The following is an 18,004-nucleotide window of genomic DNA, read 5'->3' as shown; positions in this document are numbered from 1 at the left end:
CGGCCCCTGGTGCCGGTCAGCTCACGGTGACCGTCTGCAGCAGGTTGTTGTAGCCGGTGGCCGCCTCCCACGTGGAGGCGTTGGCGAGCCTGATCGAGTACAGCGGATTCTGCGGCAGCGCCGGGTCGGGGAGATTGAGCAGCAGGCTGTAGCTGCCCGCCGGCAGGGTGCTGGGCAGGGTCACGCTCCGGTCGATCGTGGTGGTGGTGCCAGCGAGCCAGGTGCGCGGGTCGCCGGTCAGGGCGAGCCGGTACACCTGCGAGGTGGCGTTGTTGCGCAGCACCAGTTCGAGGCCGCGCGGGTTGAACGGCGCCGCGTAGCCGTCGTTCTTGACGGTGATACTGACCGGCAGCGTGCCGCCCCGGCTCGCGGTGGTCGGGTATGTACCGCTCTGGAGGGCGAAGCGGTAGCCGAGGTTACGGGTGATCTCGGGCAGACAGCCGCCGCTGCGCCAGCCGTTGATGACGTTCGGCTCGTAGTCCGTGTTGAGGTAGGACCAGTGGAACATCTTCAGCTCGGACACCGAGGTGGGGCAGCTCGTCCGGGGTGTGTTGACACCGCAGGTCTCGCCGCCCATCGGCAGGTAGTTCGTCTCGGCGGCGAGATAGGGGTATTCGACGGCCGTGTTCTCGTAGGTGCCGTAGTCGTCGGCGCTGGCGAGGAAGCAGTCGTTGTGGTGGCCGATCCGGGCGTTCGACGAGCCGTTGTACGCCTGGGCGGCCGGCAGCGCGGTGGTCCCGTACATCGTGCGCTTGTACTTGGGCGTGCGCAGCTGCACCATCCGGGTGGACGGCAGCGAGCTGAGGGTCTTGTCGACGACGGCCTTGCGGTTGGCCCAGTCGGCGGTGGTGATCGTGCCCGCGTCGCCGAAGTTCTTGGTGTAGTACCCCTCGCCCCAGGCACCGACGAAGCCCGCCTGGACCACGTAGATGACGTCGCTGTTGGCGCTCAGGTACGGCGCGAGCTGGTCGAGGTGGGAGAGGACGCGGTCCTTGGTGGCGTCGGCGCCGTCGGTGGACTCGGTGTAGGCGAACCGCACGATGGTCTTGAGCCCGGCGGCGCGCACGGTGTCGAACTGCCGCTGGAGCCGGTTCAGCGCCGTCTGGCTGATCGCGCTGTTCTTGAAGTCGGCGAGGTAGAAGACGCACATGACCAGCGAGACGGACTCGTTGGTGCGGTAGCTCGCGAGGGTGGCGGCGCTGAAGTCGGTCTTGTCGCAGTCGCCCTGGTGGTGGTAGAAGCCGCGCTCGGGGTTGGCGATGTTCTCGGTGGTCTGGGTGTACGTCACCGAGGCGGCGCTCGTCTCGCTCTCGGCCGCCGCGTCGGCGAGCCGGGCGGAGGCGGGCGAGGCGCCGGCGAGCACGGTGCCGACCAGGGCCAGCAGGGTGAGGCCCTTGAGGAGGAGTCGGCCGGGGGTTGGTCTCTTCATCGGGCTGCTTCCTTTCTGTCGGGGCCGGGATCTCTCGGGATCGCGGCCCGGTGGGGGGATCCGGCCGGTGCGGCGGCCGGAAGGCTGCGGCGGGGAAGGGGCGTCGGGGTCAGCCCTTGACGCCGGTGTGCGCGATCCCCTGGATGAACTGGCGCTGGAGGAAGACGAAGACGGCGATCACGGGCAGCGACGCCAGCAGGGAACCCGCCATCAGCACCGGATAGTCGGTCTGGAACTGCCCCTGGAGCGTGGCCAGTCCGGCGGAGAGTGTCATCTGCTCCGGGTCGGTGTTGACCACCAGTGGCCAGAAAAGATCATTCCATGACCAGAGCAGTGCGAGCACGGAGAGTGCGATCACTCCGGGGCGGGCCAGCGGCAGCATGATCGACCAGTAGATCCGCAACGGTCCCGCGCCGTCGAGGCGGGCCGCCTCCTCCAGCTCGGGCGGCAGACCGAGGAAGAACTGCCGCAGCAGGAAGACCCCGAAGGCGCTGAACATGCCCGGAACGATCAGCGCCTGGAGGGAGTTGAGCCACCCCAGGGACGACATGATCTGGTATTGCGGGATGATGAAAAGCTGCGGCGGCACCATGAGTACGCACAGGAACAGCCCGAACAGCGGCTGACGCCCGGGGAAGCGCAGCCGGGCGAAGGCGTAGGCGGCCAGTGGGCAGAGCAGGATCTGTCCGGCCGTGCGGCCCGCCGCCATCAGCACGGTATTGAGGAACTGCTCGCCGAACGGCAGCATTCCGAAGACCTTGCCGTAGTTCTCCCAGTGGCCCGCCGGCAGCAGCGACGGCGGCACCCGGGTGGCGGTGGAGAGCGTCTGGAGCGAGGTGATGAACTGCCAGAGAAACGGCGCGATCATCACCAGCGAGGCGGGGATCAGCACGGCGTGCACCCCGATGTGGGACCTGGTCCGTGCGCGCGGCCGGGACTCAGCCATAGTGCACCCACCTCTTCTGGAGCCGGAACTGGAGGGCCGTCAGGGCGACGATGATGGCCAGCAGCACCATCACGATCGCCGCCGCGTAGCCTCGGTCGTTGGTCACGAAGGCCCGGTCGTAGAAAAGCTGGACGACCGTCTGGAGCCGGGGGAAGGCGGGGTTCGCGCGCGCGCTCTGCCCCGAACCGGCCAGGACGTAGACCAGGTCGAAGAGTTGCAGTGACCCGATCACCGAGATGACCGACACGAAGAACGCGGTGGGGGAGAGCAGCGGGAGGGTGATCCTGAAGAACTGCCGTACCGGACCCGCCCCGTCGATGGCGGCGGCGTCGTAGTACTCCCGGGGAATCGCCTGCATCCCGGCCAGGAAGATGATCAGGTTGTAGCCGACGCTGCTCCAGATGCCCACCAGGACCAGCGCGTACAGGGCCGTGTCCGGGTCCGCGATCCAGTTGGGGCCGTCGACGCCGAACAGCGACAGCGCGTGGTTGATCAGCCCGTAGTCGCCGTTGTACAGCCAGCGCCAGACCATGGCGACGGCGACGGGCATGGTGACGACGGGCAGGAAGAACAGCGTCCGGTAGACGCCCACCCCGCGCAGCCCCTCCCGGTTCAGCAGGGCGGCGAAGACGATCGCGAGGGGGATGGCGAGCAGCCCCAGCACCGTGTACGTCAGGGTGTTGACCAGGGAGGTGCCGACCTCCGGGTCGCTCAGCAGGCGGCGGTAGTTGTCGAGCCCCGTCCAGGTGTGGCCGCCGAAGGCGCCCCACTCGGTGAGCGAGAAGTAGCCGGTCTGGACGACGGGCCAGAGGTAGAAGACGGCCAGGCCGAGACCGACGGGCGCGATGAACGCGTACCCCCACAGGGCCTCCGCGACGCGGTCCCGGCGTGGCAGGGGCCGGCCGAACAGGGATCTCCCGGAGGCGGAGGCGGAGGCGGGGGCGGAGGCGGGGTCAGGGGCGGAGGCCGGGGCGGGAGCGGGAGAGGGGGCCGGTGCGGGGGCCGGACCGGGGCCGTCGGTCAGGGACTCACGGCTGGAGCTGATCGTCATCTCACTCCTTGGCGAGCAGGTCGTTCATCGCCCCGGCCAGAGCGGTGGATGCCTCGGCGACGGACTGCTCGCCGGTCCACGCCCTGGTGAGATGGGTCAGCTCCGCCTCGTTCCAGGCCGCGGTGTTCTTCGAGACGGGGAACGGCACCGCGTAGTCGGCCGCGTCCAGGAAGGTCCGCAGCGCGAACTCCGGATGCGCCTTCACCCAGCCGTCCTGGGTGCCCGTGTAGGCGGGCAGCGGCCCGGCCTCGCCGAGGGCGGCGGCGGCCTTCTTCGAGCCGAGGAAGCGGACGAACTCATCGGCCTCGCGCGGGTGGGCGGTCTTGGCCGAGACCACGTTGGCCACCCCGTGGATGACGGCGGCCCGTTTCTCGCCCCGCGGCAGCGGCGCCACGTCCACCTTGTCCTTGGTGTACTCGTTCGCGGAGAACTCGCCGGCGTTCCACGAACCGCCCCAGTACATGGCGATCTTGCCCGCCTCGAACAGCTGGAGCGGGGCCGTGTCGGTCATGGTTCTGAGGTCGGGCGACTGCTTCTTCTCGATCAGGTCCGTCCAGAAGCGCAGGCCCTCGATGGTCTTCGGGTCGTCGTAGCCGGACTTCTTGCCGTCCGGGGATATGACGTAACCGCCCGCCTGGGCGATGGTGTTGTACTGGTACTCCTGGAAGCTGGTCAGCTCCGCCGCGGCGCCGTGCACCCCCTTGGCGGGATCGGTCAGCCGGGCGGCGGCCTTCTTGAAGTCGCTCCAGGTCCAGTCGTCCGCCGGGTGTTCGACCCCCCGGGCGTCGAACAGCGCCTTGTTGTACCAGACCCCGACCGTGTCCATGTCCTTGGGCAGCCCGTAGTGCTTGCCCTCGTACGTGTACAGATCGATCAGCTGCTCGGGGTAGACGGACAGGTCGACCGGCCCTTCGGCCGACTTCTCGTCCAGCGGTCTGATCACCCCGTTGGACGCGTAGAGCTGGAAGTTGGGGCCGTTCATCCAGAAGACATCGGGGGTCGCGCCGCCGGAGGCGGCCGTCTTCAGCTTGGCCCAGTACTCGTTCCACGCGGTGAGCCGCACCTTGACCGTCACGTCCGGGTGGGTCCGGTGGAACTCCTTGGCCAGCTTCTCCATCACGGGCTTCTGGTTGTTGTCCCAGATCGCGTACGACAGCACCGCCTTCCCGTCGCCGCCGCTCCCCGCCGAGTCTCCGCCCGAACAGGCGGAGACCGACAGCACCACCCCCAGCAGAGCCGCTCCCACGCGCGCCAGCTTCCCCATGCCCGGACCTCCTCATGAACGAGGCGCACCAGGCGCCACGCACCAACGGCCGACCCCGGGCAGCGATGCTGTCCGGGGCCGTGAAAGTTAATGCCTAATGATGGATTCCAGGGAAAGTAAGTCAAGACTCGATTGGGTCACGGAGCGGATCGCGGGACCGACCGGCGCCGCCCCGGCCCACCCGGCGTCAGAAAACTCTCCGGTGCGGCGATTTCACCGGATTCGTGCAGACCTCGGTCGACATGGTCCAGCGCCAGCCGCAGCGCGCCCAGGGCCACTCCCTCGTCGCCGAAGGCGGAGACCCTGACCTCCGGGGTACGGATGCACCAGCGGTCCAGCTCCCGCCGCAGCGGCTCCACGATGAGATCGGCCGAGCGGGAGAACCCGCCCCCGTACACGACCAGTTCGGGATCGAGGGTGAGCACCAGGGCCGAGGCGCCGACGGCCAGGTCGCGCACGTACCGCCGGACCGCCGCCACCGCCTTGTGGTCCCCCTCGCGGGCCGCCCGGAAGACGTCCTCCGGGGCCGCGTGCGGATCGTCGGCGGGCCGGCCGCCCGGCCAGGACCGCAGATGGTCCGGCGCGCGCTCCCAGCCGGCCGCCGGCAGCGCGCCGATCTCCCCGGCGGCGTTGCCGAAGCCCCGGTGCAGCTTGCCGTCGATGATCAGGCCGGTGCCCGTACGCAGCCCGGCCAGCAGGAACACCACGTCCTTGGCGTGCCGGGCGACCCCGCGCCAGGACTCCGCCAGGGCCGCCAGCTTGCTGTCGTTCTCCACCAGGATCGCGCCCGCCACCAGCCCTCCGACATGGGCGGCCACATCGAGACCGGTCCACTCGGGCAGCGCCTCGGACAGCATCACCCGGCCCGTCCCGTCGACCAGCCCGGTGGTGGCCACCCCGGTCACCCACACGCCGGAGGCGGGGGTGCCGGAGCCGGACAGCGCCTCCCGTACGGCCCGGTCCACGGCGGCCAGCCGCTCGGTGCGCCCCATCGACGGGGTGACGGCGACCCGGGCGCTGTGCTGCACCTCGCCGTCCAGATCCGCCACCAGCGCCAGCACCTTGTGGCCGCCGATGTCGACCCCGAGGACCCGGCCGGCGTCGGCCCGGAAGCGGTAGCGGCGGGCGGGGCGGCCCACGGTGCCGGGCGCCGGCGGCACCTCCACCACCCAGCCGCGCTCCAGCAGTTCGCGTACGACGTCCTCGGTGGAGGCCCGCGACAGGCCCGTGCGCCGGGCGATCTCGGTCAGGGTCTGCGCCGGTTCGCCGCGCAGCACACCGATCGCGGCGAGCGCGTTGAGCCGGCGGAGCCGGGAGAGATCCCCGCCGGCCGGGTTTTCGGTCATCACACACCCTTGAGGTCGGGCTGTTCACGGCTAATAATGAGGGACTCCGGTGTAATTTCTGGAAGGGATCCCATGTCTTCGGTGACTCTAGCCCTGGTCGGCTCCGGCCTGCGCGGGCAGTCCTACGCGCGACACGCGGTGGCATCGGGCCTGGGACGGGTGGTCGCGGTGGCCGAGCCGGATCCGCTGCGCCGGGCGGCCGCCGCCGCCGAATTCTCCGTCCCCCCGGAGCATGTCTATCCGGGCTGGGCGGAACTGGCCCGCGCTCCCCGCCTCGCGGACGCGGCGATCATCGCCACCCAGGACCAGCTGCACACCGACCCGGCCGTGGCCCTGGCCGACCTCGGTTACCACATCATGCTGGAGAAACCGATGGCCACCGACGAGCGCGAGTCGCTCGCCATCAGCGAGGCGGCCGAACGCAACGGGATCATGCTGGCCGTCTGCCATGTGCTGCGCTACACCCCGTACACCCGGGCGCTGCGCCGGCTGCTGGAGGACGGGACCATCGGCCGCCTCGTCAGCGTCCAGCACCTGGAGCCGGTCGGCTGGTGGCACCAGGCCCACTCCTTCGTACGGGGGAACTGGCGGCGCCAGGACACCTCGGCCCCCATGCTGCTGACCAAGGCGTGCCACGACATCGACTGGCTGATCCACCTCTTCGGCCAACTGCCCGACCAGGTCACCTCGTTCGGCGGTCTGAGCCACTTCCGTGCCGAGGAGCGTCCCGAGGGGGCCGCGGACCGCTGCCTGGACTGCCCGCTGGAACCGACCTGCCCCTACTCGGCGAAGCGGCTGTATCTGGGCTGCCTCGGCGACCCGGAGGCCGAGTTCTGGCCGCTGTCGGCGGTCACCGAGGAGCACACGGAGGAAGCGGTGCTCGACGCGCTGCGCACCGGGCCCTACGGCCGGTGCGTCTACGCGAGCGACAACGACGTGGTCGACCACCAGGTGGTCAACATGTCGTTCCCCTCCGGCGCGACCTGCTCCTTCACCATGAGCGCCTTCACCCCGATGGAACACCGGCGCACCCGGCTGATGGGCACGCACGGATTCGTCGACGGCGACGGACACACCCTGCGGATCGTCGACTTCCGCACCGGCGAGGACCGCACCGTGGACGCGGTGGACGCGTCGTCGGCGGCGGGACCCTCAGCGGCGGACGGCCACGGCGGCGGTGACGAGGCGCTGACCGAGGCGTTCCTGACCGCCGTCGCCACCGGGGACCGGTCGATCCTGCTCTCCGACGCGGCGCAGAGCCTCGCCACCCACCGGGTGGTGTGGGCCGCCGAGCGGGCCAGGGTCACCAACACCGTGGTCCGGCTGGACGAGGCGGAGCGGTCGGCGCCGGTCTGACGCGGGTCACGGTCGCGGTGCGGCGTCCCGCGCTCCGGGGCCACGGGACGCCGTACCGGTATCGCCACCGAGGGCCGGGCGGCGGTGCCGGTAAGGCCCGACCCGCGCCGTACCGGTGCCGCGCGGCCCTGGCCGCAGTGCGTCGTACCCGGCCGCACCGGTACGGCGACGGCGCCTCACGCCGCGGCGGTACCGAGCGTCTCCAGGATCTGCTCCCCGTACTTCGCCAGCTTGTTCTCGCCGACCCCCGTCACCGTGCCCAGCTCCGCCAGCGTGGACGGCCCCAGAACCGCGATCGCGCGCAGCGTCGCGTCGTGGAAGATGACGTAAGCGGGCACGCCCTGCTCCTTCGCCGAGGCGGCCCGCCAGGCCCGCAGCGCCTCGAAGACCGGCACCGCCGCGTCCGGCAGGTCCACCGGCGCCGAGCGCGCCTTGGCCGTCTTCTCGCGCGCGGGCTTTGCCGCCCGCTCCGGCTCGCGCCGCAGCGCGACGGGCCGCCGGCCGCCCAGCACCTCGCCGCTGCTCTCCGTCAGGACCAGCGTCCCGTAGTCGCCCTCGACCGCGATCAGCCCCTGGGCCAGCATCTGCCGGGCCACGCCGCGCCATTCCGTCTCGCGCAGCTCCGTACCGATGCCGAACACGCTGAGCGCGTCGTGGTCGAACTGGATGACCTTGGCCGTCTTCTTCCCCAGCAGGATGTCGGTGATCTGCCCGGCGCCGAACTTCTGGTTGCGCTCGCGCTTCAGCCTGACCACCGTCGACAGCAGCTTCTGCGCCGGGACCGTGCCGTCCCACGACTCGGCGGGGGTCAGACAGGTGTCGCAGTTGCCGCACGCCGTGCTCTGCTGGCCGAAGTACGCCAGCAGCCGGACGCGCCGGCACTCGACGGTCTCGCACAGCGCGAGCATGGCGTCGACGTGCTCGCTCAGCCGCCGCCGGTGCGCGTCGTCGCCCTCGGAGGTGTCGATCATCTTCCGCTGCTGGACGACGTCCTGGAGCCCGTACGCCAGCCAGGCGGTGGACGGCAGCCCGTCCCGCCCGGCACGTCCGGTCTCCTGGTAGTAGCCCTCGACGGACTTCGGCAGGTCGAGATGGGCGACGAACCGTACGTCCGGCTTGTCGATGCCCATCCCGAAGGCGATCGTGGCGACCATGACCATGCCGTCCTCCCGCAGGAAGCGCGCCTGGTTCGCGGCCCGTACCCGGGCGTCGAGACCCGCGTGGTACGGCAGCGCGTCGACCCCGTTCTTCACGAGGAACTCGGCGGTCTTCTCCACCGAGGCCCGGGACAGGCAGTAGACGATCCCCGCGTCGCCGGGGTGCTCGGTGCGCAGCAGATGCAGCAGCTGCCGCTTGGGGTCGTCCTTCGGCGCGATGCGGTACTGGATGTTGGGCCGGTCGAAGCTCGCCACGAAGTGACGCGCGTCCTGGAGCTTCAGCCGGGAGGCGATCTCGGCGTGCGTGGCCTCGGTGGCGGTCGCGGTCAGCGCGATACGGGGCACATCGGGCCAGCGCTCGTGGAGCGAGGACAGGGCGAGGTAGTCGGGGCGGAAGTCGTGGCCCCACTGCGCCACGCAGTGCGCCTCGTCGATCGCGAACAGTGAGATCGTGCCGCGCTCCAGCAGCCGTACGGTCGCCTCGACGCGCAGCCGCTCCGGCGCCAGATAGAGCAGGTCCAGCTCGCCCGCGAGGAACTCGCTCTCCACGAGCCGCCGTTCGTCGAGATCCTGGGTGGAGTTCAGGAACCCGGCCCGCACCCCGAGCGCGCGCAGGGCGTCGACCTGGTCCTGCATGAGCGCGATGAGCGGCGAGACGACGACACCGACGCCCTCGCGCACCAGCGCGGGGATCTGGTAGCACAGCGACTTCCCGCCGCCGGTCGGCATGAGGACCAGGGCGTCGCCGCCGCCGGACACATGCTCGATGATCTCCTGCTGGCTCCCGCGGAACGAGTCGTAACCGAAGACCCGGCGCAGCACGTCGAGCGGCTCGCCCGGGCCGGCGGCCGTGCGCGGGCCCTTCGCCGGTTCCTCCTCGAACGCGAAATACTCCTCCTCGAAATACTCCTCGGGGTGGGGCTCGGGGGGCTCGGTTTCGTCACGGATGTCGGCATCGGCAGCGCTCATCCGTCGAGTCTACGAGGCGCCCGGCGCCCCCGATGGCGGGTGCGGTCGCCCGGCGGGGGCCACCGCGCGTCCCGCCGCCCCGCCGGTCGTGCCCCGCTCCACACGGTCTGTGGCCGAGGGGTTCCTGTGCTGATGGGCATGGAAGCGCGCTTTCTTCTGGCGATTGCCGCATGTGTTCATGTCGCACCATTTGCGGGTGCGGCTTCGGCTGGTGTCGAAGAAGGCGGCCCGGCAGGTCGGTGAGGCGCACAGGGCCAGTTTTCCGTCCCGTTCGCCCGAGACGACGCCGATCGCGTCGGCGGCGATCACGCCGAGGGCGTCTTCCACGCGGGAAGCCGAGCCGAGCTGCCACCGCCGCTCACCCTCAGGGGTCAGGACGGCCGCGGCCCGCCCCTGGACGCTGCGGTTGTTGATGACGTGGACGGCAGACGCGGGGAGAGCGTCCTGGATCGCGGCCGCTGTCGCGGTGGCGTGAATCGCCTCCCGCAGCTCCCGGGCGAGGTCGAGCTGGGCGGCGGTGCAGGAGTCCACGATGAGGCCGTACACGGCCAGCCAGTCGACAAGTCGCTGCGGCGTGGGAATGCGCTCCACGGCCTCGCCGTGACGCTCCGAGAGGGTCCCGGTGAAGCTGGTCGCCAGCACCGAGCCGAGGCGGAAGTCAGGGAAGCGAGCAGGCATGGAACCACCTTAGCCGGTTGCGGCGTGGCTCCGAGGGCTGTTAGAACCGTCTTAGACGGTTCCACGAAGCCAGGAGGTCTCATGTCCCGTCCGACCAGCGACGTGCAAGTGTTTGAAGCCCACGCGACCGACGCCGACCTGGACGATCTGCGTCTGCGACTGGCCTCGGCGCGACTGCCGGAGGCCGAGACGGTTCATGGCGCCGCCCCCGGCCCCCGCCGGTGGGACCAGGGCGTTCCGCTCGCCGACCTCATCGATCTCGTCAACTACTGGCGCACCCGGTACGACTGGCGGACTTTCGAGAAGCGCCTTGACCGGATCGGCCAGTTCCGCACGACCATCGACGGTCTGGGAATCCACTTCCTGCACCGCCGCTCCACGCGCGCGGACGCCACTCCTCTGATCATGACGCACGGCTGGCCGGGCAGCATTGCCGAGTTCACCGATGTGGTGGAGGAGTTGGCGGACCCGAAGGACGCGGACGCGCCGGCGTTCCACGTGGTGGCCCCGTCACTGCCGGGCTTCGGATACAGCGACAAGCCGGCCACCACCGGGTGGGGAACCGAGAAGATCGCGGCCGCATGGGTCGAACTGATGGGAAGGCTCGGCTACAGCAGGTTCCTGGCCCACGGCGGCGACTGGGGAGGCAATATCACCACGGTCCTCGGCGGCAGGTTCCCGGCGCATGTTCTCGGCATCCACGCCACGTTCGCGGAGGCGCCGCCCGGGTTGCCGACGGACGGACTGACGGCGGTCGAACGCCGGTGGACCGAGGAAACCCGCGACTTCTGGCACCATCGCGCGGCGTACGCGAAGCAGCAGGCGACCCGGCCGCAGACCATCGGCTACTCACTCGTCGACTCGCCGGTCGGGCTTCTCGCCTGGATCCTCGACAAGTTCGCGGAGTGGTCGGACACCGAGGACAGCCCGTTCGAGACGATGTCCAGGGACCGCGTTCTTGACGACGTCACCCTGTACTGGCTGACACGGACCGGCGCGTCGTCCGCCCGTATTTACTACGAGAGCCACAACTCGCTCGACCCCCGACTCCGGGTCGACGTCCCGTCGGCGATCACCATGTACCCCCGCGACGTCGAGAAGAGCCCGCGCACCTGGGCGCAGGAGCGGTACCGCCGGATCGTCCGCTGGAACTCACCCGAATCCGGGGGACATTTCCCGTCGCTGGAGGTCCCCGAGTATTTCGTCCAAGACCTGCGAGAGGGCCTCGCGGCGGTGCTGGCCGCCCATCGGTGACCGCAGCCGGGGGACCGGAACTCGATCGACGCCGAGCGGCCCGATCCCCACGAGGGCGCCGAGCCCGTGGGGCGGCGGTGCCGAGGCCGGGTGAGGGCCCGGACTCCGGCGGTGCGGCCCGCTCGGGTCGGTCTTCGGCCAGGTCGGCCGGCGTCCCCGGTCACCGCGATACCGACGACGGCCGCCTGGCCCTGTCGCCTCCTGGCGGGAGCCGCGGGCCGGGGTGGCCGATGAGCCGGCGGCCCGAGCGGCTCCGTCGCCGGTCTGACGGCCCTCACGATCGCACCATTGCATAAAGCTGCGTACGTACGTATAGTCATGCCATTACCGAGGAGGGTTTTTCGATGGCTGTACGTGCTCTACGCGCCGCCGTGGCCGGAGCGAGCGGATACGCGGGCGGGGAAGTGCTCCGGCTGCTGCTCGCTCATCCCGCGATCGAGATCGGGGCCCTCACCGGCAACTCCAACGCCGGCCAGCCGCTCGGCGGGCTTCAGCCGCACCTGGCGCCGCTGGCGGACCGGGTGCTGGAGCCGACCACCGCCGAGGTGCTCGCCGGACACGACATCGTGTTCCTCGCGCTGCCGCACGGCCAGTCCGCCGCGGTCGCCGAGCAGCTCGGGGACGACGTGCTCGTCGTGGACATGGGAGCCGACTTCCGGCTGCGGGACGCGGCGGACTGGGAGCGGTTCTACGGTTCCCCGCACGCCGGGACCTGGCCGTACGGACTGCCCGAGCTGCCGGGCGGGCGCGCCGCGCTGGCCGGGAGCAAGCGGATCGCGGTCCCCGGCTGCTACCCCACGGCCGTCTCGCTCGCGCTCTTCCCGGCGTACGCGGCCGCTCTCGCCGAGCCCGAGGCCGTCATCACCGCCGCGTCCGGCACCTCCGGCGCGGGCAAGGCCGCCAAACCGCATCTGCTCGGCTCCGAGGTGATGGGCTCCATGTCGCCGTACGGCGTCGGCGGCGGCCACCGGCACACCCCCGAGATGATCCAGAACCTCAGCGCGGCGGCGGGGGAGCGGATCACCGTCTCCTTCACCCCCACCCTCGCCCCCATGCCGCGCGGCATCCTCGCCACCTGCTCCGCCAAGGCACGCCCCGGCATCACCCGCCGGGACGTACGGGACGCCTACGAGAAGGCGTTCGCCGACGAACCGTTCGTCCGGCTGCTCCCCGAGGGGCAGTGGCCCGCCACCGCTTCCGTGTACGGCTCGAACGCCGCACAGGTCCAGGTCGCGTACGACGAGCACGCCGGCCGCCTCATCGCGATCAGCGCCATCGACAACCTCACCAAGGGCACCGCAGGCGGCGCGGTGCAGAGCATGAACATCGCCCTCGGACTCCCCGAGGACACCGGACTCTCCACGATCGGAGTGGCACCTTGAGCGTCACCGCAGCGAAGGGATTCACGGCGGCGGGCATCGCCGCCGGGATCAAGGAGAACGGCGGACCCGACCTGGCCCTCGTGGTCAACAACGGACCGCGCCGCGCCGCCGCGGGCGTCTTCACCTCCAACCGTGTCAAGGCCGCCCCGGTCCTCTGGTCCGAGCAGGTGCTCAAGGGCGGCGCCGTCACCGCCGTCGTCCTCAACTCCGGTGGCGCCAACGCCTGTACGGGGCCCCGGGGCTTCCAGGACACCCACGCCACCGCCGAGCAGGCGGCCGCGGTGCTGGACGGGCACAGCGCCGGTGAGATCGCCGTGGCCTCCACCGGTCTGATCGGCCTGCTCCTGCCCATGGACAAGCTGCTGCCCGGCATCGAGAAGGCAGCCGCCGAACTCTCCGAGCACGGCGGCGAGAAGGCCGCCATCGCCATCAAGACCACCGACACCGTCCACAAGACCGCCGTCGCCGGCGGCGAGAGCGACGGAGTGGCCTGGACGGTCGGCGGCATGGCCAAGGGCGCCGGCATGCTCGCACCCGGCCTCGCCACCATGCTCGTCGTCCTCACCACCGACGCCGACATCGACACCCCGGCGCTGGACACCGCGCTGCGCGCCGCCACCCGTACCACCTTCGACCGCGTCGACTCCGACGGCTGCATGTCCACCAACGACACCGTGCTGCTGCTCGCCTCCGGCGCGTCCGGCGCGACCCCCGCCCACGACGACTTCGCCGAGGCCGTCCGTACGGTCTGCGCGGACCTGGCGCGCCAGCTGATCGGCGACGCCGAGGGCGCCTCCAAGGACATCCGGATCGAGGTGATCAACGCCGCGACCGAGGACGACGCCGTCGAGGTGGGCCGCTCCATCGCCCGCAACAACCTCCTCAAGTGCGCCATCCACGGCGAGGACCCCAACTGGGGCCGGGTCCTGTCCGCCATCGGCACCACGGCCGCCGCCTTCGACCCCGACCGGCTCAACGTCGCCATCAACGACGTCTGGGTCTGCGAGAACGGCTCGGTGGGCGAGGACCGCGACCTGGTCGACATGCGCTACCGCGAGGTCCGGATCACCGCCGACCTCTCGGCCGGCACGGAGTCGGCCGTCATCTGGGCCAACGACCTCACCGCCGACTACGTCCACGAGAACAGCGCGTACAGCTCATGACCGCCCGCAAGCACACCGCGCTGCCCAAGGCACAGATCCTCATCGAGGCGCTGCCCTGGCTCACCCGCCACTACGGCAGGACCGTCGTCATCAAGTTCGGCGGCAACGCCATGGTCGACGAGGACCTCAAGGCCGCCTTCGCCCAGGACGTCGTCTTCCTGCGCCAGGCCGGCCTCAAACCCGTCGTCGTACATGGCGGCGGCCCCCAGATCAACGCGCAGCTGGCCCGGCACGGTCTGGCCAGCGAGTTCAAGGCCGGACTGCGGGTCACCACACCCGAGGCCATGGACGTCGTACGGATGGTGCTGGCCGGACAGGTCCAGCGCGAACTGGTCGGGCTGCTCAACCAGCACGGCCCGCTCGCCGTCGGCATGACCGGCGAGGACGCGCACACCATCACCGCGACCCGGCACCGGCCGGTCATCGACGGCGAACCGGTCGACATCGGCCGCGTCGGCGAGATCACCGAGATCGACCCCGGCGCCATCGAGACGCTGCTCGCGGACGGCCGCATCCCGGTCATCTCGTCCATCGCGCGCAGCGCCGACGACGGACACGTCTACAACGTCAACGCCGACACGGCCGCCGCCGCGCTCGCCGTCGCTCTCGGCGCCGAGACGCTGATGGTCCTCACCGATGTCGAGGGCCTGTACGAGGACTGGCCGAACAGCGACGACGTGATCAGCAGGCTCACCGCCACCCAGCTGGAGAAGCTGCTGCCCGAGCTGTCCAGCGGCATGGTGCCGAAGATGCGGGGCTGCCTGTACGCCGTGCGCAACGGCGTCACCACCGCACGCGTACTCGACGGACGGGTCCAGCACTCGATCCTGCTGGAGATCTTCACCGACGAGGGAATCGGCACGATGGTCGTGCCGGACGGACCGGAAGGGAGCACGGAGTGAGCGGCAACCAGGAGCTTTCGCAGCGCTGGCGGAACGTGATGGCCGACAACTACGGCACGCCCGGCCTGGCCCTGGTACGTGGTGAGGGCGCCCGGGTCTGGGACGCCGAGGGCACCCCGTACACCGACTTCGTCGGCGGTATCGCGGTGAACGCCCTCGGCCACGCCCACCCCGCCGTCGTCAAGGCCGTCTCCGGGCAGATCGCCTCCCTCGGCCATGTCTCCAACCTCTTCCTCGCCGAGCCGCCCATCGCCCTCGCCGAGCGGCTGATCCAGCTCGCCGGCCGGCCGGGACGCGTCTACTTCTGCAACTCGGGCGCCGAGGCCAACGAAGCCGCCTTCAAGATCGGCCGGCTCACCGGCCGCCGCCACATGGTCGCCACCACCGGCGGCTTCCACGGCCGCACCATGGGCGCGCTCGCCCTCACCGGCCAGCCCGGCAAGCGGGAGCCGTTCCTGCCGCTGCCCGGCGAGGTCACGCATGTCCCGTACGGAGACACGGACGCGCTGCGGGCCGCCGTCACCGAGGAGACGGCGCTCGTGATCATCGAGCCGATCCAGGGCGAGAACGGAGTGGTCGTACCGCCCGCGGGCTATCTGGAAGCGGCGAGGGAGATCACGAGCGCGACCGGCACCCTCCTCGTCCTGGACGAGGTCCAGACGGGCGTCGGCCGGACGGGCAACTGGTTCGAGTACCAGGCCCACCAAGGCGTCCTGCCCGATGTCGTCACCCTCGCCAAGGGACTCGGCGGCGGCCTGCCCCTCGGCGCGACCCTCGCCTTCGGGGAAGCCGCCGATCTCCTCAAGCCCGGCCAGCACGGCACGACGTTCGGCGGCAACCCCGTCGCCTGCGCCGCCGGACTCGCCGTACTCGACACCCTGGCCGCCGACGGACTCCTCGACGAGGTGAAGCGGCTCGGCGAGCGGGTACGGAACGAGGTCGAGGCGCTCGGCCATCCACTGGTCTCCCACGTCCGCGGCGCGGGACTGCTCCTGGGTATCGTGCTCACCGAGCCCCTCGCGCCCCGGGCGCAACAGGCGGCTCAGGGTGCCGGGTTCCTCGTGAACGCGCCCGCCCCCGATGTCCTACGGCTGATGCCGCCGCTGGTCATCGGCGACGGCGAGGTGGACGGGCTGCTCCGGGCACTGCCCGGCATCCTCGACGAGGCGTACGCGGAAGGACGATCAGGGGAATGAGACGACGATGACCGAGGCCCAGGAGAACGAGCACGGCGGGCAGTCCGTGCCGCAGACCAGAACCGCCCGCCACCGCCGGATCGTCGACATCCTGAACCGGCAGCCGGTGCGCTCGCAGAGCCAGCTGGCGAAACTGCTCGCGGACGACGGGCTGAGCGTCACTCAGGCGACGCTCTCCCGCGACCTGGACGAACTGGGCGCCGTGAAGATCCGCAACACCGGCGGCGAGTTGATCTACGCGGTCCCCAGCGAGGGCGGCTACCGCACCCCCCACGCGCCGCTGGGCGAGTCGGCGAAGGAGGAGCGCATGCGCCGGCTCGCCGGTGAACTCCTCATCTCCGCCGAGGCGTCGGCCAACCTCGTCGTGCTGCGCACCCCTCCGGGAGCGGCCCAGTTCCTCGCCTCGGCCATCGACCAGGCGGAGTTGAGCGACATCCTCGGCACCATCGCGGGGGACGACACACTGATGCTGATCAGCCGCGACCCGGCGGGCGGACAGGCACTCGCGGACCACATGCTGAAGCTGGCGCAGAACGAGCGCTGAGCGGTGGCCCGTCGAGGAGCCGTCCCGGCCCGGCGCCCTGCCCGGGCGCCGTGCCGCCGGGGCTACCCGCCCGCCCCGGCCGCGTACCGGTGGAAGCCGCTCGTCGCCCAGGTCGCGCCGTCGGCGGTGACCGCGAAGCCCTCGGTGCCGGGAAGCCCCTCCAGCCAGTCGCGGGCCCGCCCGCCCATGGCGTACCCGGCCGTCGCCCGTACGTCCGCCGCCGTCAGCCCGTCCGGGCAGACCACGCTGAGCGAGGCGAGCGCGTCGGCCGGGGGCGCGCCGGTGTACGGGTCGACGATGTGGCAGCCGCGCTCGGCCGGGCCGGAGGTGGCCACACCGAGGCCCCCGTCCCGGACGGCGACGACCGCAGCCAGCGCCCCGGGACGCAGCGGGTCGGCGATGCCCACGCGCCAGGGTCCGCCGGTCAGCTGGATGTCGCCGCCCCCGTTCAGGCACACCGAGCCGGCCCCGGAGGAGGCGAGCATCCGGACGGCCCGTTCCACCGCCCAGCCCTTCACCAGGCCCGTCGGGTCCAGACCGCCCGCGTACCCCGCGGTGAACCAACCGCCGCTCTCCCGCTCCGCCCGGGTACACAGCTCCAGCACCTCGGCCACCTCGGTCACACACGCGGACAGCTCCAGCTCCCCCCGGCCCAGCCGCATGAGCTGGCTGTCGGGACGGTACGTGGAGAAGACCTCGTCGGCGCGGTGCAGCCAGGCCACGGCCGCCCGGAGCCCCGCCAGGACCCGGGCCTCGTCCGTGACCCCGCGGATGTCGAACGAGAAGACCGTGCCCATCGACTCCTCGACATGACGCACCGCGGCGACGGGCGCGTCGTCGGACTCCATCAGAGGCCCGCCGTGTCGAGGGCGCTCTGGAGCGACGCGCGGTAGCCCGCGCTGGTGTAACTGGCGCCGGAGACGGCGTCGACCTCGGCGTTCCCCGCCGCCACGGCGGCCCGGTCGAGCCTGGGTACGGCGTCCGCCGTGACGGACTGGCTGCGCGGATCACCGTCCGGGGCCCGCACCGCCCGGGACTCGGTGATCCTGCCGCCGTCGACGGTGATCCGGACCTGGACCGGCCCGTACGGGGTGTTCACGGCGTTCCCCAGCACCGTACGCGGACCCTCGGGCGCCGATCCCGCACCGGTGTCCGCGCCCGCGCCGGTCTCCGCGCCCGCGTCCGCGCCCGACGGTCCGCCCCCACCGCCCGCGGTGGCGGAGATCCCGGCGCCGGTCCCGGCGGGGGCGCCGGCCACCGGGGCGCCACCCGGCTGTTTCAGGGCGAGCAGCAGAACAACGCCCGACGCGGTCGCCGCCACACCGATCATGATCCGCCGGAGCGGATGCTTCCTCTTCATCGTCCGC

Annotated in this window: 15 protein-coding genes and 1 pseudogene; 7 read left to right on the top strand and 9 right to left on the bottom strand. The window is 71.3% G+C overall.

Features of this window, described 5'->3' with window-relative positions; genetic code table 11:
• Window positions 1-16 precede the first annotated feature (16 nt).
• The 5 genes from ACFY6S_RS12305 to ACFY6S_RS12285 all read right to left on the bottom strand — a co-directional run bounded on the left by ACFY6S_RS12305 (window position 17) and on the right by ACFY6S_RS12285 (window position 6,036).
• Entirely contained in the window at window positions 17-1,429 is a 1,413-nt protein-coding gene (locus ACFY6S_RS12305) for a DUF4832 domain-containing protein (protein WP_388826238.1), read from the bottom strand.
• Between the two features lie 109 nt (window positions 1,430-1,538).
• Window positions 1,539-2,375, bottom strand: coding sequence for a carbohydrate ABC transporter permease (locus ACFY6S_RS12300; protein ID WP_388826235.1), 837 nt, complete (start codon window positions 2,373-2,375; stop codon window positions 1,539-1,541).
• A complete protein-coding gene (locus ACFY6S_RS12295; RefSeq protein ID WP_388826232.1) occupies window positions 2,368-3,426 on the bottom strand; it encodes a carbohydrate ABC transporter permease in 1,059 nt (352 codons plus the stop codon). The genes ACFY6S_RS12300 and ACFY6S_RS12295 overlap by 8 nt, the downstream gene beginning before the upstream one ends.
• Window position 3,427: 1 nt before the next feature.
• Window positions 3,428-4,690 carry an ABC transporter substrate-binding protein gene (locus ACFY6S_RS12290; protein WP_388826229.1) on the bottom strand — a complete coding sequence of 421 codons (1,263 nt, stop codon included), beginning with the start codon at window positions 4,688-4,690 and terminating at the stop codon, window positions 3,428-3,430.
• Between the two features lie 137 nt (window positions 4,691-4,827).
• Window positions 4,828-6,036 (bottom strand): ROK family transcriptional regulator, encoded by a 1,209-nt coding sequence (locus ACFY6S_RS12285; RefSeq protein WP_388826226.1) that lies wholly within the window; start codon window positions 6,034-6,036, stop codon window positions 4,828-4,830.
• 72 nt (window positions 6,037-6,108) lie between these two features.
• On the opposite strand from ACFY6S_RS12285, the gene ACFY6S_RS12280 reads away from it, so the two are divergent.
• Window positions 6,109-7,392: a Gfo/Idh/MocA family protein gene (locus tag ACFY6S_RS12280; protein WP_388826223.1), complete on the top strand. Its 1,284-nt coding sequence runs from the start codon at window positions 6,109-6,111 to the stop codon at window positions 7,390-7,392.
• A gap of 176 nt (window positions 7,393-7,568) precedes the next feature.
• On the opposite strand, the gene recQ is transcribed toward ACFY6S_RS12280, so the two are convergent.
• Window positions 7,569-9,518, bottom strand: coding sequence for a DNA helicase RecQ (recQ, locus tag ACFY6S_RS12275; RefSeq protein ID WP_388826220.1), 1,950 nt, complete (start codon window positions 9,516-9,518; stop codon window positions 7,569-7,571).
• A 111-nt stretch (window positions 9,519-9,629) separates the two neighbouring features.
• Window positions 9,630-10,196: pseudogene (locus tag ACFY6S_RS12270) on the bottom strand (CGNR zinc finger domain-containing protein); the annotation flags it as partial.
• A gap of 81 nt (window positions 10,197-10,277) precedes the next feature.
• On the opposite strand from ACFY6S_RS12270, the gene ACFY6S_RS12265 reads away from it, so the two are divergent.
• From ACFY6S_RS12265 to ACFY6S_RS12240, 6 genes are all read left to right on the top strand, one after another.
• Window positions 10,278-11,450: an epoxide hydrolase family protein gene (locus ACFY6S_RS12265; RefSeq protein ID WP_388826217.1), complete on the top strand. Its 1,173-nt coding sequence runs from the start codon at window positions 10,278-10,280 to the stop codon at window positions 11,448-11,450.
• A gap of 344 nt (window positions 11,451-11,794) precedes the next feature.
• The gene (gene argC, locus ACFY6S_RS12260; RefSeq protein WP_388826214.1) at window positions 11,795-12,832 is read left to right on the top strand and encodes an N-acetyl-gamma-glutamyl-phosphate reductase; all 1,038 of its coding nucleotides are present in this window, start codon (window positions 11,795-11,797) and stop codon (window positions 12,830-12,832) included.
• Window positions 12,829-13,995: a bifunctional glutamate N-acetyltransferase/amino-acid acetyltransferase ArgJ gene (gene argJ / locus ACFY6S_RS12255; RefSeq protein WP_388826211.1), complete on the top strand. Its 1,167-nt coding sequence runs from the start codon at window positions 12,829-12,831 to the stop codon at window positions 13,993-13,995. The genes argC and argJ overlap by 4 nt, the downstream gene beginning before the upstream one ends.
• On the top strand, window positions 13,992-14,897 hold the full coding sequence (argB, locus tag ACFY6S_RS12250) for an acetylglutamate kinase (RefSeq protein ID WP_388826208.1): 906 nt from the start codon (window positions 13,992-13,994) through the stop codon (window positions 14,895-14,897). The genes argJ and argB overlap by 4 nt, the downstream gene beginning before the upstream one ends.
• Window positions 14,894-16,093, top strand: coding sequence for an acetylornithine transaminase (locus ACFY6S_RS12245; protein WP_388826205.1), 1,200 nt, complete (start codon window positions 14,894-14,896; stop codon window positions 16,091-16,093). The genes argB and ACFY6S_RS12245 overlap by 4 nt, the downstream gene beginning before the upstream one ends.
• A gap of 7 nt (window positions 16,094-16,100) precedes the next feature.
• Window positions 16,101-16,637, top strand: a complete 537-nt coding sequence (locus ACFY6S_RS12240) for an arginine repressor (RefSeq protein ID WP_388826202.1) — start codon at window positions 16,101-16,103, stop codon at window positions 16,635-16,637.
• A 62-nt stretch (window positions 16,638-16,699) separates the two neighbouring features.
• On the opposite strand, the gene ACFY6S_RS12235 is transcribed toward ACFY6S_RS12240, so the two are convergent.
• Together ACFY6S_RS12235 and ACFY6S_RS12230 are read right to left on the bottom strand one after the other, a co-directional pair.
• Window positions 16,700-17,485, bottom strand: coding sequence for an FAD:protein FMN transferase (locus tag ACFY6S_RS12235; protein ID WP_388826199.1), 786 nt, complete (start codon window positions 17,483-17,485; stop codon window positions 16,700-16,702).
• On the bottom strand, window positions 17,485-17,997 hold the full coding sequence (locus ACFY6S_RS12230; RefSeq protein WP_388826195.1) for an FMN-binding protein: 513 nt from the start codon (window positions 17,995-17,997) through the stop codon (window positions 17,485-17,487). Before ACFY6S_RS12230 ends, ACFY6S_RS12235 begins: the two co-directional genes overlap by 1 nt.
• Between the last annotated feature and the right edge of the window lie 7 nt (window positions 17,998-18,004).

It is taken from the genome of Streptomyces sp. NPDC012835 (assembly GCF_042900885.1).
In the GTDB taxonomy this organism is placed as follows: domain Bacteria; phylum Actinomycetota; class Actinomycetes; order Streptomycetales; family Streptomycetaceae; genus Streptomyces.
The sequence above is the reverse complement of the archived record's forward strand: the minus strand, read 5'-3'. Positions and strand labels throughout refer to the sequence as shown.